Consider the following 14,983-nt stretch of genomic DNA (forward strand, 5'->3'; position numbering starts at 1 on the left):
TACAACTCGCACGCTCCGGCCCGCCGGAGCTGTGCTCGCGAGCAAACCTGTAAGTGAGTCCGACCGCTCTCTCACGATATGACGGAACGGCTGTATCTGACCGACGACACGGTGGCGACGTTCGAGGCGACCGTGGAGCGGTCGCTCGACGACCGCGTCGTGCTCGATAGAACGCAGTTTTATCCCACGGGCGGCGGCCAGCCGCACGACACCGGGACGCTGCGAGTCGCCGACGTGGGGACCGGATCGGACGACCAAGATGACGCCGATTCAAGCACGGAGGCCGAAGCCGGTACGGGTCCCACTCGCCGCTGGCGGGTGGTCGACGTCCGGAAGTCGGACACGGTGTATCACACCCTCGCGCCGATGGATGACGATACTGCGGTCGAGCCGCCGGAACCGGGGACGCTCGTCGTCGGCGAGATCGACTGGGACCGTCGTCGGGCGCATGCCCGATACCACACCGCTCAGCACCTGCTGTCGGCGCTTCTCTTACGTGAGTTCGACGCGAAAACGACCGGAAACCAGCTGTACACCGACCACGCACATCTCGACGCCGAACACGCGCGATTCGACGACGACGACCTCGAACGTATCGAGCGGCGGCTCAACGAGCTCGTCGCTGACGGTCGGCCGGTCGACAGCTACACCATGGACCGGGAGGAGGCCGAAGCGACGCTCGACGCGGACCGAACGCGGATCGATCTGCTTCCCGACTCGATCACCGAACTCAGGATCGTCGAGATCGGCGGCCACAACGGTGAGACACCGTACGACCGGACCGCTTGCGCGGGAACACACGTCGAAACCACGGCGGAGATCGGTGCGATCGTCGTGACCGGACGGGAGACCAAGGGACGCACCGAGGAACGACTGCAGTTCGTGCTCGCGGACCACGACGACGAGACGCCGTGACCCGGAGCGATGAAGCTGCATGAAAGATATTTAAAGAACGAACGAACGGTCGAGAATCGGCGTGTCGTTCGCCGCGTGTACCGATCCTGAAACGGTCACAAAGCGGCTTCACGACGGATTTTGGACCGGTTTTACAGTTCGTCTCGATGTGTGGTAACGAGACGCAATCCTACCATCTCCGGTACATTTATATAACTATGCACTGTATCTCCTGTCACCAGAACGCCTCCGGCGCTGGTTGGATCGCACGCTGAAATGAACGGGAGTTCTTATGCACGGCTCGACGCACGTGGGCGAGCGTCCGCCATGTCCGGAGCGGTGATGGAGAGATAGAAAAATGGTAACGAAAGACGAAGTCATCGAACAGTACGACATCGAACCGATGGAGGATGCGGATAACGTGGAGCTGACCGAGGACGACCTCGAGAACGGCTCCAAAGGACAGCTCATCAAACGCGCCGGGCAGCTTCGAGACCGACGCAACGAGCTGAACCAGATGGCCTCGGAGCGGGCCTCGAAGCGCGACGACCTCAACGCGAAAACCCGCGAGAAGGTCGACGAGGCGCAGGAACACCGGGAGAAACGCGACGAGCTCAACGAGCAGGTTCAGGAGCACAAGGACAAACGCAACGAGCTCAACGCGAAGGCCAACGAGCTGTTCGACGAGGTCGAAGAGCTGAAACAGGAGATGGAGCTCGGCTCCGGGAAATCGATCGACGAACTCAAAGAGGAGATCGAGGAGCTGGAGTTCCGCCAGCAGACCGAGGTGCTCGACGCCGAGGACGAGCGCGAGCTCATCGAAAAGATCGACGACAAACGCGAGAAGCTCGCCGAGAAAAAGGAGAAGGTCGACGACTCGAGCGAGCTCGACGAGCTCGTCGAGGAGGCCGAGGAGGTTCGCTCGGAAGCCTCGAAACACCATCAGAAGGTGACGGAGCTCGCGGATAAGGCGCAGGAGCATCACAACATGATGATCGAGGCCTACCGCGAGGCCGACGACATCCGTGACGAAGCCGACGAGATGCACGATCTGTTCGTCGAAGCACAGGAGGCGGCCGACCGTCACCACGAGGACTTCGTCCGCGTCCAGAAGCGCCTCCGCGAACTCGACAAAAAGGAGGAGCGCGAGCGGAAAGACGAGCGCGCCGAGAAGCGCGAAGAGGAGAAAGAAGAGGCCGAAGAGATCTATCAGAAGTTCAAGGAGGGCGAGACGCTCGACACCGAGGACCTGATGAAGCTCCAGAAAACCGGTCTCCTGTAACTCACCGGCGACGCGCTGTGATTTCTCTCGACAGCTACAACCGCCCAGTGGCAACGCCGGTGGCACGGTGATCCTGCAGGCGTCTCACCGCCGTCTCGGCTGCCCCGCTTTTTAACTCCGCGGACGACCAAGCGATCGTATGGACACCGAGCCCCGTAAAACACGGAACGCGGTCGTCGTCGCGATCGTCGTGCTCACGGCGACCGCAACCCTGGCGGTCCGACGGGTCCTTGCCCGCGTCACGCGCGGACGGATCGGCGAGACGGACGAGTACAACGCCGCGAAAGTCGACGTTTCGGGCCCGATCGTCAGGGAGCGCGGTCGCCCGTCGCCGCTTTCCGGGACGACGAAAGCGACCGCTTCGGAGGTCGTCGACCTGATCGAGGAGGCTGACGAGGACGAGTCGACCGAGGCGCTCCTCGTCGAACTCAACACGCCCGGTGGGGAAGTGTTGCCGAGCGATGATATCCGCCGCGCCGCCGCCGAGTTCGACGGTCCGACCGTCGCGTACGCGACCGACGTCTGCGCCTCCGGCGGCTACTGGATCGCGAGCGGCTGTGACGAGCTGTGGGCACACGACGCGAGCCTCGTGGGGTCGATCGGCGTCGTCGGCTCCCGACCGAACGCCGCCGAACTGGCCGACAAGCTCGGCATCTCCTACGAGCAGTTCACCGCCGGGGAGTACAAGGACGCCGGCGTTCCCCTCCGCGAGATCGAGGAGGACGAACGCGAGTATCTCCAGGGGATCATCGACGGCTACTACGAGCAGTTCGTCGAGACGGTCAGCGAGGGTCGAGGGATGGATCCCGAGGACGTTCGGGAGACGGAAGCACGCGTGTATCTCGGCACCGACGCCGAAGCGATCGGACTCGTCGACGACCTCGGCACGCAGGAGGACGTCGAGGCGCGGCTCGCGGACCTGATCGGCGAGGACGTCGAGCTGCGGGAGTTCACGCCGGAGCGAGGGCTGGCGGAACGGATCGGGATCGGAGCGGAGCGGGTCGCGTTCGCGGCCGGTAGCGGTGTCGCTAGCGTCGTCACTCGTGACGGCGGTGACATCGACGTCGAACTGCGGTAGCGCTCGCTCGGAATGACGGTCAGTGCTCACACAGAACCATCGCGCCGTCGCGGTCCTCGTCCCGGTCGATCGCGACGTCGAATCCGAACGACCGTGCGACGCTGACGGCGTGTTCGACGTGGTCGGTAACCGCCGGGATTCGGACCGAGCCGCCACGAACTGCTAGGTACGGGACGAGCTGGTCGGCGAGATGTCCGTCGACGACGCCGGGACCCTCGTGCCACGACAGCGCGTCGGCGACCGCGTCGTTCGCGACGTCTGCGGCCGGGACTCCCGGTTCGCCGAGCGCGGAGAACCCGGCGACCGGATGCGCGGCATCCGGTCCGTTCGCCGTCTCGATCCGGATCACGACGACCGCGCCCGTCGACGCGGCAGCGACGTACTCGGCCCCTCGAGAACGAACCTCCAAGCCGTGATCCGCGAGACCGCTGCCGGCGGCTCGAGCCAGACGGTCGGCGACGTCGGCGTCGAGCAGATCCTCCGAGGCGACGGCGGCGACGCGCGCACGCTTCGCCGGCGGCGCGTCGTCCAGCGCGACGGGGCCAAGCGACGAGGGGCCGAACGTGAGATCGAGCCTTCCGCCACCCGCCGGATAAAATCCCCGCCCGACGGTGTCGAGGGCAGCCGCGAGGCCATGCGCCCGAAGCAGCGCCACCGTGACGCCGCCGAAGTAGTCGGCAGGTGGTGACCATGCGACGTCGGTCCCGCCGGTGACACGTACCCTGACCGTCCCCTCGGCGACCACTGCGGCCGGAAGCACCGTCGAACAGACGAGTGTCGCGCTGCCGGCCGTCCCGATGTCGACATCGACGGTCCCCCCATCGACCGGACCCGGCTCGAACTCGACCGTCTCACTGCCGAGCGTCTCTCCGGATGTCGACCCGTTCGAGACGCGGCGGGCAGCCTCGACGCACGCGACGTGTTGTGGCTTCAGTCCGGGCTCCGGCCGGTCGCCGCGAACGTCGTCCACGCGCACCGCCCGGTTCGTGGCGAGCGCCAGACCGAGCGCGGTGCGGAGAACGCCGCCACCGCCCTGACCGCCGTCAATCTCGATCATGGGCATCGTCGAGGGCGACGGGAGTTGACTCTGTCGGCCGAGCGACCGCGAGGGTTTTTATCCGGGGACGATGTGAGCCAACACGTGACGACGCTGGTCATCTGCGTGGACCGGTCCGGTGCGGTCGCACGGACCACGAACGTCCCGATGCCGGTCGCCGGCTGGGAGGCGGTCAGATCCCTCGTGACCGACGTCGGGCTCGGCGATCCGGAGGACGCGAGCGTCAACTGTCTGCTCGAGGCGCTGCGGGTCGCACGCGACCTGCGCGACGACCGCGAGGAGGCCGTCGTCGCCGTCGTCTCCGGAGCGAGTGACTCGCCCGTGGGTGCCGACCGGTCGATCGCGGCACAGCTGGACGACCTCGTCGACCGTTACGACCCCGCGTCCGCGGTCGTGGTCGTGGACTCGGCGGAGGACGAGCGCGTCCTTCCGATCGTCGAGTCGCGCGTCCCCGTCGACTCCGTCGACCGCGTCGTCGTCAGGCAGGCACACGACCTCGAATCCACCTACTACCTGCTCAAGCAGTTCCTCGCCGACGAGCAGCTACGGTCGACCGTGCTCGTCCCGTTCGGCGTCGCGCTGCTGCTGTTGCCCGCGCTGTTCTACTGGCTTTCCCCGCCCGCGGCGCTCGCTGGCGTGGCCGGGCTCCTCGGAGCCGCACTGCTGTACAAGGGACTGTCGATCGACCGAACCGTCGCGGGGTTTCCGGACCGGGTGCGGGAGGCGCTGTACGCCGGGCAGGTGTCCGTGGTTACGTACGTCGTCGCCGGCGGTCTCACGCTCGTCGGCGGCTTCTTCGGCGTCTTGTCGGTTTCGGACCTCGGCTCCGGCGTGCCGACGCTCGTCGAGGTGATGACGTTCGCGTACGCCGCGGTGCCGTGGCTGGCGGTCGCCGGCCTTACCGCGGCCGTCGGGCGGCTGCTCGACGAGCTGATCCGGGACGAGGGGATCCGATCGCCGTATCTCAATCTCCCGTTCGTCATCGTCGCGGTCGGGCTCGTCGTTCGCGGATTCGCCGGCTACTTCCTCCAGCAGGAGGCGGTGCTCGACCCCGTTTCGGTCTCCGGAATCGTCATCTCGCCGGTCCAGCGGCTCGCGGTGTTGGTGATCGCCGGACTGATCGTCTCGATCGTCGGCGTGCGGATCGCTAGCGACGTCGGGACGGAAACGCTCGAGGACGTCATCGACTCCGACCGGGACCCGAACCGGGAGTGACCGCCACCTTTCCGCGATCTACGCGAGTTCGACGCGAGCCAGATCGCTTTCGAGCCCGTCGACGAACTCGTTGTACGCCGTGACGAACCCACGGAACGCGTCGGCGTACTCGCGGACGTCCGCCGCCGACGGCGACCCGTACTGTGAGATCAGATAGATCCCGCCGGAGCCGCCGACGCGGAGGTAGGAGACGGTTCCTTCGGCCCACTTCAGCTCCCACCGCTTCCCGTCGACTCGGGTCGTGAACGTGCCGTAGTCGTCCGCCTCGTATCGGTAGATCTCGCCGGCGATCGTGGAACAGGTCTCGTGTATCGCGTCGAGCACACGGTCGCGCTCCGCGACCACACCAGCCGTCGACGCCGGCTCCGGAAACTCGGCCCGCACGTCGTCGAGGACACCCGACAGCGACTCGACGTGCTCGTTCCACGCCTCGACGAACTCCGGATACACCGCGAGCGCGGCTCCGAGAGCGGCTGGATCGGGCGGTTGCTTGGTCGAGACGACGTACGTATCGTCGCCGCTCGTCGGCGAGAACAGGAGAAACTCCAGCTCGCCCGCCTCGTGTTTTACCGTCCAGTCGCCGTGCGGCGTCGACAGCGTGAGCCGACCGTAGTCGCCACCCTGTAGCCGTGCGAGCTGATACGCTATCGTTCCGGCGTGGTCGCGAACCGCCGCGACCAGTTCGTCACGGCGCGTCGCGACCTCATCGGCGTCGCGAACGTCGACGTCGAGGAACGTGGAAGTGGTCACGACCGAGAAGGGTGGCCGCGCGAAGTTAACCGGTTCGGAGCGAGTTCGACACGCATTCCGGGCGGTCGTGATCGACAACCGACAGTATCCGAGACGCCCACTCGGCTATCGGATCATCTCTCGTCCGGTACGTTCGGCCCCCACAGACGATTCGTTGACGATCCGGACACGTCCCAACAGTTACGTACGATACGCTCCATGTCTACATATGCCACGAGAAGTGACTCATGAGGCGAAGGGGCCGCAACGACTCGACGAGGATGCCATGGGCGACGATGGCGCGATCTACGTGTGCCGCTGTGGGCTCTCGGACGACAAACCGTTCTGTGACGGCTCGCACAACGCAACCATCGACGAGTCGGACGACATGCTGTATAAATACGAGAACGACGACGCCGACGGTCCGCGCCGCGAGATCTCGGAGATCGTGTACGCCGAGGAGTGACCGGCGTGTAGGCATCGAGCGACGAGCTGGGCGATTGAAGTAGGGACCCGCTGTCACTTGGCCGGTATGTCACTACGTGAGGTACGTACGCATCTCGGCGGTTTGGGATCGATCGGAGTCACGTCGCTATCCACACCTGGGATCATAAAGCGGATCTACAGCCGATCGCGATCCGCGAAAGCGGCGGCTCACCGCTCGGACCATCGAGAACGGAGAACGTCGAGGCCCGGACGACCGTCGTACCACCAGACCGACAGACCGGCGAGGAAGAGCATACCTTCGATCCACAGCGTCGGTATCTCGATCCCGCCAACCGTTCCGAGCAGCTTCACGCCCGAGTACGGCGGCATCTCGGTTATGGGCCACAACAGGAATCCGAGCTCCTCGTACGCTCCGGTGAGGAGATGCCAGGGGACGTCCGCCGCGATGTGTGACGCGTATCCGATCGCGAACGCGCCGCCGAGGTCCGGGCGCCCCCGTCGCCACGTGAGAGCTCCGACGACGCCGACGATCACCGCGGCCCCGAAGATCGAGTGGGCGACCGTCCGACCCACGGGCGTGACTCCGACGAGCCACAGCGGTTGATCGATGAGATCCGGAAGCAGTGCGGCGAACACTGCGACGACAGTCGGCTCTCCCCGTGGCTGTGACCCGTACCGAGCGCGGGTGTACAAGCGGTACAAGGCGACTGCCCCGGGGCTTGACCCCGGGGTGCGTTCACCCGGCATAACACAGGTAGGCGACGACTGGATGAACGATCGGCTGCATCCGTTCCGAAACGAGACCCCGCATTCCGAAAAAGTAGGGGGCCGGAGCGACCGTCCTCGCCGCACGGGTGCCAGTCCGAGCACACACGGACGACGTGGAGCCGGTCTCGCTAACGGCGTGGATCCGGTCTCGCTACTCGTTTTTCGGCACCCGACCACGGTCGTCGTCGACGAGGCTCGGATGCGTTCGCTGGCGCTCGTCGTGGGGTTCGGCGAAGTACTCTCGCATCGCCGCCATCGACTCTCGCTCCCGCGCTCGCCGCTCAGTCTCGGATATCTCCTCACATCCCGGCGGGACGTCGCGTCCGCGGTCGGTGAAGTACCCCTCGGGAGTGACCCAGTCGTGATAAAACGGCGTTTCGGAGTCGTATATTAGCGTCGTCGCAACCTCCGCGCCGTGGCCGGCGGCGATCGCCGTCTGATGGTATCGCTCGGCGATCCGGCCGGCGGCATACACGCCCTCGACGTTCGTCCGTCCAAGTCCGTCGTCGTCGACGTACCGCTTCGAGCCCGCATCCCGGACCTCCACGCCGAGCGGATCGAGGAAGTCGGCGTCCGGCCACGACGCGGCGACGACGTACTCGGCTGCGACGTGATACCGTTCGCGGTGTTCGGCGGAGTCCTCAGCGTCGCCGTCACCGGCCTCCCGGTCGACAGTCACGCGGAACCGGGCGTCGGCCGCCACGTCGTCCGCGCGGTCGACGCGGATGACCCGTCCCCCGCGGAGGTCGGCTCCGTTTCGTGTCGCCTGCGATCGAAGCATATCGAGGAACAGCCGCGGATTCACGCCCGCCGGGAAGCCGGGGACGTTCTCCAGGTGTGCATTGCGCGCGAGAATCGGCTCCCCGGCGTTGACGACGAGCGTGTCGAGGCTCGCCCGGGCGGTGTACACGCTCGCGGTCAGTCCCGCGACCCCACCACCGGCCACGAGCACCTCGTAGGCGTCGATCGGAGATCCATCGTCCCTTCGTTGATCGGTACCGCTTCGTTGACCGGCGTCGTCGGAATCGGTCATTGTGTCCGGTCGACTCCGACCGTATTTATCAGTTGACGGTCGTGGTCACTCGCCGCCGTCGCCTCACTCGTCAGCTTCGTCGGCGTCGCGGTCGCGGTCGTCCGCATCCTCGAGCGTCGCGAGCGAGATGGTGTTCGGCAACAGCTCCTCGAGGGTGTACTCGCTCGTCTCGCCGTCTCCCTCGTCACAGACGATGACGAGGTCGCCGGCGGCGAACTCCGAGAGCGTCTGCCGACACATCCCACAGGGGGTCACACCGTCGCGCACGCCCGACGTGACGGCTATCCGGTCGAACGCCTCGTGGCCGTTCTTCACCGCCTCGGCGATCGCGACCTCCTCGGCGTGGAGACTGTTCGAGTAGTTCGCGTTCTCGATGTTACACCCGGTGTAGACGGTTCCGTCGGCGGTTCTGAGCGCAGCTCCGACACGATACTCGGAGTACGGCACGTACGCGTCCGCCAGCGCGTCGCGGGCGGCTGCCACCAGCTCGTCGGTGTCTTCCATACGCGTGGATCGAGCCGGTCCCCGATAAGGGTACGACATACGGACGACTCGGTCGGATCGCTGCACCCCGATACGTTCCGCCGATCCCGGCCGCACTGGTCGCCGACCGTTTATCAGTTCGGCTCCCCTACCTGCTTACCATGGACGGTCGGTCCGATGAGGAACAGCTCGACGAGAGACGGCGCGCGACCGGCTCCTCGACCGCCGTCGATCCGGAGCTCAAACGCCGGCTGGAGGAGGCGTATCTGAACGACGAGGAGGACGTCCTCGTCGTGACGGCAGTCAAGTCGGTCGACGATGGGGCGACGGTCGTCGTCGAGATGCAGCCTCCACACGGTGAGACGACACACGCCGTCCGGTTCGACGGTCCGGAACACGGGTCTCTAGACGAGTGCGAGCGATTGGTCCGGTTCCTCCAGTCCGTGGGCGTCTCCCCGCTCGAACTGGACGACCTCGTCGGGACCCGCATACCGGCGACGTTCGACGCCGACGCCGGATGGCGGATCGATGAGTCGTACCTCCCGCCCTCAGATGACGGGACGGAGAGGGTATCTCGCCTCGCGACGGTCGGGCGCGGGTCGATCGACTGGGTTCGGAGCTACCGGGACTGGGTGCTCGTGGTCGTGATCGTCGGCGTGGAGCTGCTGCTCGTGGTCGTGTTGATTCTTCTTTTCGCGTGACCCGTCCACGCAACGTATCGATCGGTACTGTTGCGGGGCTGTCTCATTCTGGTGTGTAGCCGTCGCTATCGAGGTGTGCGATCGTCGACACTCGGAGGCGTCACTCGATGTGGCCTTCGCGTCGGAGCTGGTCCGCGTCCTCGTCGCTGTAGCGCCACTCGACGTTCGCTTTCTCGTCCTGCCAGGACCACGGCTCGGCGAGGACGACGTCACCCTCGTTGATCCACGTTCGGTACTTCATTCGACCGGGGATCCGGCCGAGCCGTTCTTCTCCATCTACACACCGGAGGCGGACGTGATTGCCGCCGAGGTGTTCTGTGACGACCGCGAACACTTCGTCGCTCGAGGGCATACGGAGGTTCCGTCGCCCGGATTCTTCGCTCACGGGTACTGTACCACCTACACCCTGATAAGTCATGGGAGACGCATGCTATCGACGCCCGTGGATCTTCAGGGCGTCGGGACGTTTGTGTGTCCCGATTCGTGGCTCGGATGGCGTTCGTTCCGTGCGGCGCTACTCGAACGCGCTGTCGATCTGGGCGAACGTGGTCGCCTCGCTTCCGGAGTTATCGACGACGAGGTGCTCCGAGTCGATCCCGTCGAACAGCTCCGTAAAATGGAGGTACACGTCGAAATCCGCGTCGCTGATCCCGTCACGCCGTTCGATCCGTTCTCTGACCACCGACTCGTCGCATTCGACCTTGACGAGCTCGAATCGGTTCGCGACGCGTTCCGCGAGTTCGCGAGCATCCTCGCGAAACTGACGCTTCGCGAACGTGGCGTCGAGGACGACGCTCCGACCGTCCAGCACCGCGTCCCGGGCACGCTCCAGCAGCTCGGCGTACACCGCCTCAGTCTCGGCCTCGGTGTAAGTGGGGTCGGAGAACAGCTCCTTCCGGATCACGTCGGTTCGGAGGATCCGCGCGTCGGAGCGGTCAGAAATCCGCTCCGCGACCGTCGTCTTCCCGGCTCCAGGTAGCCCACAAACGACGACGAGATCGCCCGGGTCCGACGGCTGGTCCGATCGGGACGACTGGGACGACTCCACGTCTCGTCCGGAGTCGCCGGTTGATCGCCGCGTGTCGGTCATTCGGTCGAATACAACACCGAACGATACATGAACGTTCTCCCTCGACTCGACCGTCGAACGGCTACCTTTGAGGTCGGGTGGGGCGGTTCGGATCGACCGAGCGAAGCCTTCAAAACGTCCCGAGGCGTTCCCCGGGACATGGAAGACCTGATCCTCGACGAGGACGAAGAGATGCTCGCGCCGGCGGTCGTCGTAGCGACGATCGCGTTGATCGGCGTGTTCGTCCTCGGCGCGCTGTATCAACTCGTCGGGCTCGTTATCTGACGGTCACGCTCCGCCGTCGCTCGGACGGACGACGTCCGCCTCGAGGACGCCGACGCCGTCGACCTCCGCGCGAACGGTGTCGCCGTCCTCGATCACGCCGGCACCGGGTGTCCCGGTCGAGATCGTGTCGCCCGGCTCTAGGGTCATCACCCGCGAGTGGAACGCGACGAGCTCCGGCGGCGAAAACAGCATTCGATCCAGCGTCTTCTCCGCGATGATCTCGTCGTTGATCACGGTACGGACCGTCACGTCGTCGAGCCGATCGACGGTCGCTGGGGCCGAGAGCCACGGACCGACGACGAGGAAGGTGTCGTAGCTTTTCGCCCGGGTGAGAAACCGCGGATTCCGCTGGAGCACGTCTTCCGCGGTCATATCGATTATCGGGACGAACCCCGCGACGACATCGCCGAACGCGTCGGTGTCGACGTCACGGCAGGTCCGACCGATGACGACGCCGAGCTCGGCCTCGGCGGTGACCCGCGACGACTCCTCGGTCGGCGGGAGCCGGATCGGACCTCCGGGAGCCGTCAGCGTCGTTCCTGGTTTCATGAAACTCGCCGGCTCCTCCGGGCGAACCTCGTCGAGATCCGCCGCGTGGTCCGCGTAGTTGAGACCGATCCCCCACTGTTTTCCGGGGTCGTACGGCGTCGAGAAGCGAAGGTCCTCGGCCGGCGTCCGCGAGACCGGCAGGTCGTCGACCGCCGGAAGCTCCGCGCCGAGCGCGGCGTTCGTCGTCTCGTATCCCGCCGACGAGAGCGGCACGAACCCCTCGGCGTCCCCGAGGAGATCGCGTCCGTCGGCCGTTCGCGCCAGCCGCCGTTCGTCCGGTACCATATCGACGCTCACAGGTTCGCGTTGCCCGCGCCGCCGTCGATCACGATCGACTGGCCGTTGATGAAGCCGGACTTCGGCGAGGAGAGGAACGCAACGGTGTTCCCGAGCTCGATCGGGTCGCCGACGCGGCCGAGCGGGTTCTGTGCCCAGTCCGCGATCCCCTCCTCGTAAGAGTCGTACTCGCCGCGCTCGATCGCCTGCTCGACGAGCTCCGTGATTCGGCTGGTCTCGTGAGGACCCGGCAGCACCGCGTTCGCGCGAACGTCGGGCGCGAGCTCGCTCGACAGCGTCTTCTCCAATCCGATGACGCTCATCCGGACGGAGTTCGACAGCACGAGACCGTCGATCGCTTCCTTCACCGACCGGGAGGTGATGTTGACGATCGTGCCCCCGTCACCCTCCTGCAGCGGCTCGGCGCATCTGCGGGTGAGTCGGACGACGCTCATCACGAGCAGCTCGTAGGCGTGCTCCCAATCCTCGTCGTCGGTGTCGAGGAACGCGCCGGACGGCGGACCGCCCGCGGACGTGACAAGGTGATCCAGTCGTCCGAACTCCTCGAGCGTCGTCTCGACGAGCTCGTCGATCTCCTCTTCCTCGGTGAGGTCGCCCTGGACGGCAACGACGCGGGCGTCGCCGGACGCCTCCGCGTCGAGATCCGTCTTCGCCTCCGACAGTCGGTCGGCGTCACGACCGTTTATCACGACGTTCACTCCTTCCCTCACGAGCGCGGTCGCGGCGGCGAATCCGAGTCCACTGCTCGATGCGGTCGTCAACGCGACGTTCCCCTCGATATCAAGGTCCATACGAGCCGTCTGAACACGCCGCGGTTTAACCGTTGTCTACCCGGCGTCGACAGCCGTTGCCATCGGGTTTAAAAGATCGGGTTCAAAAGAAGCGTCCGGCTGAGGATCGGTCTCCAAAGCCGGGACGCTCATTACCCCACCGGTCACATCGTGCACGTATGCGCATCGGACCTGCAGCCGATGGACTCCGGCGTGGGGAGACGGATCGATGGGACGCGTTCGCTGACACCGACCGACGGTGCCGGCGTAACGGGGTGAGGTCGGATGGTCGGTGAGGCTCGCAACCCGTCGGGCGAGACGGGGCCGCTCGACGGCGTTACCGTGCTCGACGCGTCTCGCGTGCTCGTGGGGCCGTTCTGTACCATGCAGCTCGGCGACCTGGGTGCCGAAGTGATCAAGATCGAGCGGCCCGGGACGGGCGACCAGACGCGGACGTGGCGACCGCCGTCGTTCGGCGAGGGCGACGGGGCCGAAAGCGCCTACTACGTCAGCATCAACCGGAACAAACGTTCCGTGGAGCTGAACCTCGCGAGCGAGGAGGGTCGCGCCGTGTTCAGGGATCTCGCGAGCGAGGCCGACGTGCTCGTCGAGAACTTCCGTGTCGGGAAGATGGCCGAGTGGGACCTCGACTACCCGGATCTGGTGGAGGAGAATCCCGGACTGATCTACTGCGGGCTCTCCGGCTACGGCGAATGGGGGCCCGACCGCGATAAGCCCGCATACGACATCATGATGCAGGCGCGTGGCGGATTTATGTCGTTCACCGGCATCGAGGATGGTCCGCCGGTTCGGATCGGGGTGGCGCTTGCCGACATCGGCGCGGGGATGTACGCGACGCAAGCGATCCTCGCCGCGCTGCTCGACCGCGAGCTCGGCGACGGCACCGGGCAGAAGATCGACGTGAGCTTGCTCGACGGACAGGCTGCCTGGACAAGCTACATGGCGACGAACTACTTCGCGACCGGGGAGGCTCCCGGCCGAATGGGGAGCAAGCATCCGAACATCGCGCCGTATCAGGCGTTCGAGACCGCCGACGGCTACGTCGTCGTCGCCTGCTCGTCGGACCCGTTCTGGCCGCGGCTCTGCGAGGCGCTCGACCGTCCCGACCTGCTCGCCGACGAACGGTTCGAGACGAACGAAAAACGGGTACGCAACCGAGACGTGCTCGACGCGGAGCTCGACGCGGAGTTCGCCGACCGGCAAACCGAGGAGACGGTTCGGGTGCTCGAGGAGCACGACGTGCCAGCGAGCCACGTCCGCGACATGGAGGAACTGTTCTCGGACCCGCAGATCGAGGCCCGCGACATGCGCGTCGAGATGGACCATCCCACCGCCGGAAACGTCACGATGCCGGGGTCGCCGATGAAGTTCTCTCGAACGCCGACGACCGTCCGGCAGCACCCGCCGACGCTGGGCGAACACACCGAAGAAGTCCTCCGCGAGTACGGCTACGGCGACGCTGACCTCGACCGCCTCCGTGCGGCCGACGTGATCCCCGAGGAGTAGCGTCCCTCGAGGCTGGGTGCTGGCGCTGAGGCGTCGGTTATACGCTATATACTCAAAGCCACCGCACGGGATCGAAAGCCGTCACACAGCCTCGAAACGGCCACGCCGCGTCAGAATGAGACTGCTCGGGGTGAGGGGATCGACGAGGTCAGTTACTCCTCCTCGACGACTTCGGGGTCCTCGAGGGCGGTCTGGAGGGAGTCGAGGCCGTTCACCCACTCGGAGACGAGCCCGTACTCCAGCTCCTCGACGAGATCGATATCGAGCGGTTCGCCGTCGATGATTCGCGTGCCGGCCTGTACGACGTAGCCGAGCGCGGCGTCGAGGTCATCTTCCGCCTCCGCGTCGGCGGCTGCGCGCACGAACTCCTCGACGTCCCCCTCGACGACGCCACCGATCACGAACTCCTCGGCCGCGTAGAAGACGGGGACCAGCGACGTCTGCACGCCGTCGATGAGCATCAGCTTGTCCTCGTCGTCGAACGCCACCTCGGCGAGCACGATGTCACGCACCGTGTGGATCTCCTCGACGGCACGATCGTCGTCGATTCGGTCGTCCTCGAACGCGGCGAGCACTTTTGCGATCGCTATCGCGGCGTCGTCCTGAAGGTTCAACAGGAGCCGTGCCGAGTCCTCGTTTTCCGGGTCCAGTTCCTCCTCCTCGACGCGGGTGAGCCAGTTCTGCCAGCGTTCTTCGGAGTAGAACGTCTCTACGACCTCGTCGTCAGTCATACAACATACGTCTCTCGGACCACTCAAATGCCTTTCTTATCGATGGCCCCGAGAGAGCAGGTCACACT

At 65.8% G+C, this 14,983-nt stretch carries 18 protein-coding genes and 1 pseudogene; 9 read left to right on the plus strand and 10 right to left on the minus strand.

The window, feature by feature from the left end:
• The first annotated feature begins 78 nt into the window (after positions 1 to 78).
• The 3 genes from ACYQ0R_RS07425 (at position 79) to sppA (ending at position 3,254) form a co-directional block, all read left to right on the plus strand.
• On the plus strand, positions 79 to 915 hold the full coding sequence (locus tag ACYQ0R_RS07425) for an alanyl-tRNA editing protein (protein ID WP_459822069.1): 837 nt from the start codon (positions 79 to 81) through the stop codon (positions 913 to 915).
• Between the two features lie 337 nt (positions 916 to 1,252).
• Positions 1,253 to 2,176, plus strand: coding sequence for a coiled-coil protein (locus ACYQ0R_RS07430; RefSeq protein WP_459822071.1), 924 nt, complete (start codon positions 1,253 to 1,255; stop codon positions 2,174 to 2,176).
• Between the two features lie 139 nt (positions 2,177 to 2,315).
• Positions 2,316 to 3,254: a signal peptide peptidase SppA gene (gene sppA, locus ACYQ0R_RS07435; protein WP_459822073.1), complete on the plus strand. Its 939-nt coding sequence runs from the start codon at positions 2,316 to 2,318 to the stop codon at positions 3,252 to 3,254.
• 19 nt (positions 3,255 to 3,273) lie between these two features.
• Here sppA and rtcA read toward each other — a convergent pair whose 3' ends face one another.
• Positions 3,274 to 4,311 carry an RNA 3'-terminal phosphate cyclase gene (gene rtcA, locus ACYQ0R_RS07440; protein ID WP_459822075.1) on the minus strand — a complete coding sequence of 346 codons (1,038 nt, stop codon included), beginning with the start codon at positions 4,309 to 4,311 and terminating at the stop codon, positions 3,274 to 3,276.
• An 84-nt stretch (positions 4,312 to 4,395) separates the two neighbouring features.
• Between rtcA and ACYQ0R_RS07445 the strand changes: the two genes are divergently transcribed.
• Complete coding sequence (locus ACYQ0R_RS07445) at positions 4,396 to 5,526, plus strand: DUF373 family protein (RefSeq protein WP_459822076.1); 1,131 nt, start codon at positions 4,396 to 4,398, stop codon at positions 5,524 to 5,526.
• 18 nt (positions 5,527 to 5,544) lie between these two features.
• On the opposite strand, the gene ACYQ0R_RS07450 is transcribed toward ACYQ0R_RS07445, so the two are convergent.
• The gene (locus ACYQ0R_RS07450; RefSeq protein WP_459822078.1) at positions 5,545 to 6,276 is read right to left on the minus strand and encodes a profilin-fold protein; all 732 of its coding nucleotides are present in this window, start codon (positions 6,274 to 6,276) and stop codon (positions 5,545 to 5,547) included.
• A gap of 208 nt (positions 6,277 to 6,484) precedes the next feature.
• Between ACYQ0R_RS07450 and ACYQ0R_RS07455 the strand changes: the two genes are divergently transcribed.
• Together ACYQ0R_RS07455 and ACYQ0R_RS07460 are read left to right on the plus strand one after the other, a co-directional pair.
• A complete protein-coding gene (locus tag ACYQ0R_RS07455; RefSeq protein WP_459822080.1) occupies positions 6,485 to 6,721 on the plus strand; it encodes a CDGSH iron-sulfur domain-containing protein in 237 nt (78 codons plus the stop codon).
• 9 nt (positions 6,722 to 6,730) lie between these two features.
• Positions 6,731 to 6,891: pseudogene (locus ACYQ0R_RS07460) on the plus strand (IS6 family transposase); the annotation flags it as partial.
• An 18-nt stretch (positions 6,892 to 6,909) separates the two neighbouring features.
• On the opposite strand, the gene ACYQ0R_RS07465 reads toward ACYQ0R_RS07460, so the two are convergent.
• The 3 genes from ACYQ0R_RS07465 to cdd all read right to left on the minus strand — a co-directional run bounded on the left by ACYQ0R_RS07465 (position 6,910) and on the right by cdd (position 9,007).
• Positions 6,910 to 7,338, minus strand: a complete 429-nt coding sequence (locus ACYQ0R_RS07465; protein WP_459822082.1) for a metal-dependent hydrolase — start codon at positions 7,336 to 7,338, stop codon at positions 6,910 to 6,912.
• Between the two features lie 283 nt (positions 7,339 to 7,621).
• Complete coding sequence (locus ACYQ0R_RS07470) at positions 7,622 to 8,503, minus strand: NAD(P)/FAD-dependent oxidoreductase (RefSeq protein WP_459822083.1); 882 nt, start codon at positions 8,501 to 8,503, stop codon at positions 7,622 to 7,624.
• Positions 8,504 to 8,566: 63 nt separating this feature from the next.
• Positions 8,567 to 9,007, minus strand: a complete 441-nt coding sequence (cdd, locus tag ACYQ0R_RS07475) for a cytidine deaminase (RefSeq protein WP_459822085.1) — start codon at positions 9,005 to 9,007, stop codon at positions 8,567 to 8,569.
• 140 nt (positions 9,008 to 9,147) lie between these two features.
• Between cdd and ACYQ0R_RS07480 the strand changes: the two genes are divergently transcribed.
• Positions 9,148 to 9,687, plus strand: coding sequence for a hypothetical protein (locus ACYQ0R_RS07480; protein ID WP_459822087.1), 540 nt, complete (start codon positions 9,148 to 9,150; stop codon positions 9,685 to 9,687).
• A gap of 100 nt (positions 9,688 to 9,787) precedes the next feature.
• On the opposite strand, the gene ACYQ0R_RS07485 is transcribed toward ACYQ0R_RS07480, so the two are convergent.
• Together ACYQ0R_RS07485 and ACYQ0R_RS07490 are read right to left on the minus strand one after the other, a co-directional pair.
• Positions 9,788 to 10,072: a translation initiation factor eIF-1A gene (locus ACYQ0R_RS07485; RefSeq protein WP_459822089.1), complete on the minus strand. Its 285-nt coding sequence runs from the start codon at positions 10,070 to 10,072 to the stop codon at positions 9,788 to 9,790.
• Between the two features lie 129 nt (positions 10,073 to 10,201).
• A complete protein-coding gene (locus tag ACYQ0R_RS07490) occupies positions 10,202 to 10,777 on the minus strand; it encodes a P-loop nucleotide/nucleoside kinase family protein (RefSeq protein ID WP_459822091.1) in 576 nt (191 codons plus the stop codon).
• Positions 10,778 to 10,915: 138 nt separating this feature from the next.
• Here ACYQ0R_RS07490 and ACYQ0R_RS07495 point away from each other — a divergent pair, with 138 nt between their 5' ends.
• A complete protein-coding gene (locus ACYQ0R_RS07495; protein WP_459822093.1) occupies positions 10,916 to 11,041 on the plus strand; it encodes a hypothetical protein in 126 nt (41 codons plus the stop codon).
• 3 nt (positions 11,042 to 11,044) lie between these two features.
• On the opposite strand, the gene ACYQ0R_RS07500 is transcribed toward ACYQ0R_RS07495, so the two are convergent.
• Both ACYQ0R_RS07500 and ACYQ0R_RS07505 read right to left on the minus strand, forming a co-directional pair.
• Positions 11,045 to 11,875, minus strand: a complete 831-nt coding sequence (locus tag ACYQ0R_RS07500; RefSeq protein ID WP_459822095.1) for a fumarylacetoacetate hydrolase family protein — start codon at positions 11,873 to 11,875, stop codon at positions 11,045 to 11,047.
• A gap of 8 nt (positions 11,876 to 11,883) precedes the next feature.
• Positions 11,884 to 12,678 (minus strand): SDR family oxidoreductase, encoded by a 795-nt coding sequence (locus ACYQ0R_RS07505; RefSeq protein WP_459822097.1) that lies wholly within the window; start codon positions 12,676 to 12,678, stop codon positions 11,884 to 11,886.
• Between the two features lie 264 nt (positions 12,679 to 12,942).
• Here ACYQ0R_RS07505 and ACYQ0R_RS07510 point away from each other — a divergent pair, with 264 nt between their 5' ends.
• Complete coding sequence (locus tag ACYQ0R_RS07510; protein WP_459822099.1) at positions 12,943 to 14,184, plus strand: CaiB/BaiF CoA transferase family protein; 1,242 nt, start codon at positions 12,943 to 12,945, stop codon at positions 14,182 to 14,184.
• 152 nt (positions 14,185 to 14,336) lie between these two features.
• On the opposite strand, the gene ACYQ0R_RS07515 is transcribed toward ACYQ0R_RS07510, so the two are convergent.
• Complete coding sequence (locus tag ACYQ0R_RS07515) at positions 14,337 to 14,915, minus strand: DUF2150 family protein (RefSeq protein WP_459822101.1); 579 nt, start codon at positions 14,913 to 14,915, stop codon at positions 14,337 to 14,339.
• Positions 14,916 to 14,983 lie beyond the last annotated feature (68 nt).

The organism is Halorubrum luteum, assembly GCF_054652935.1.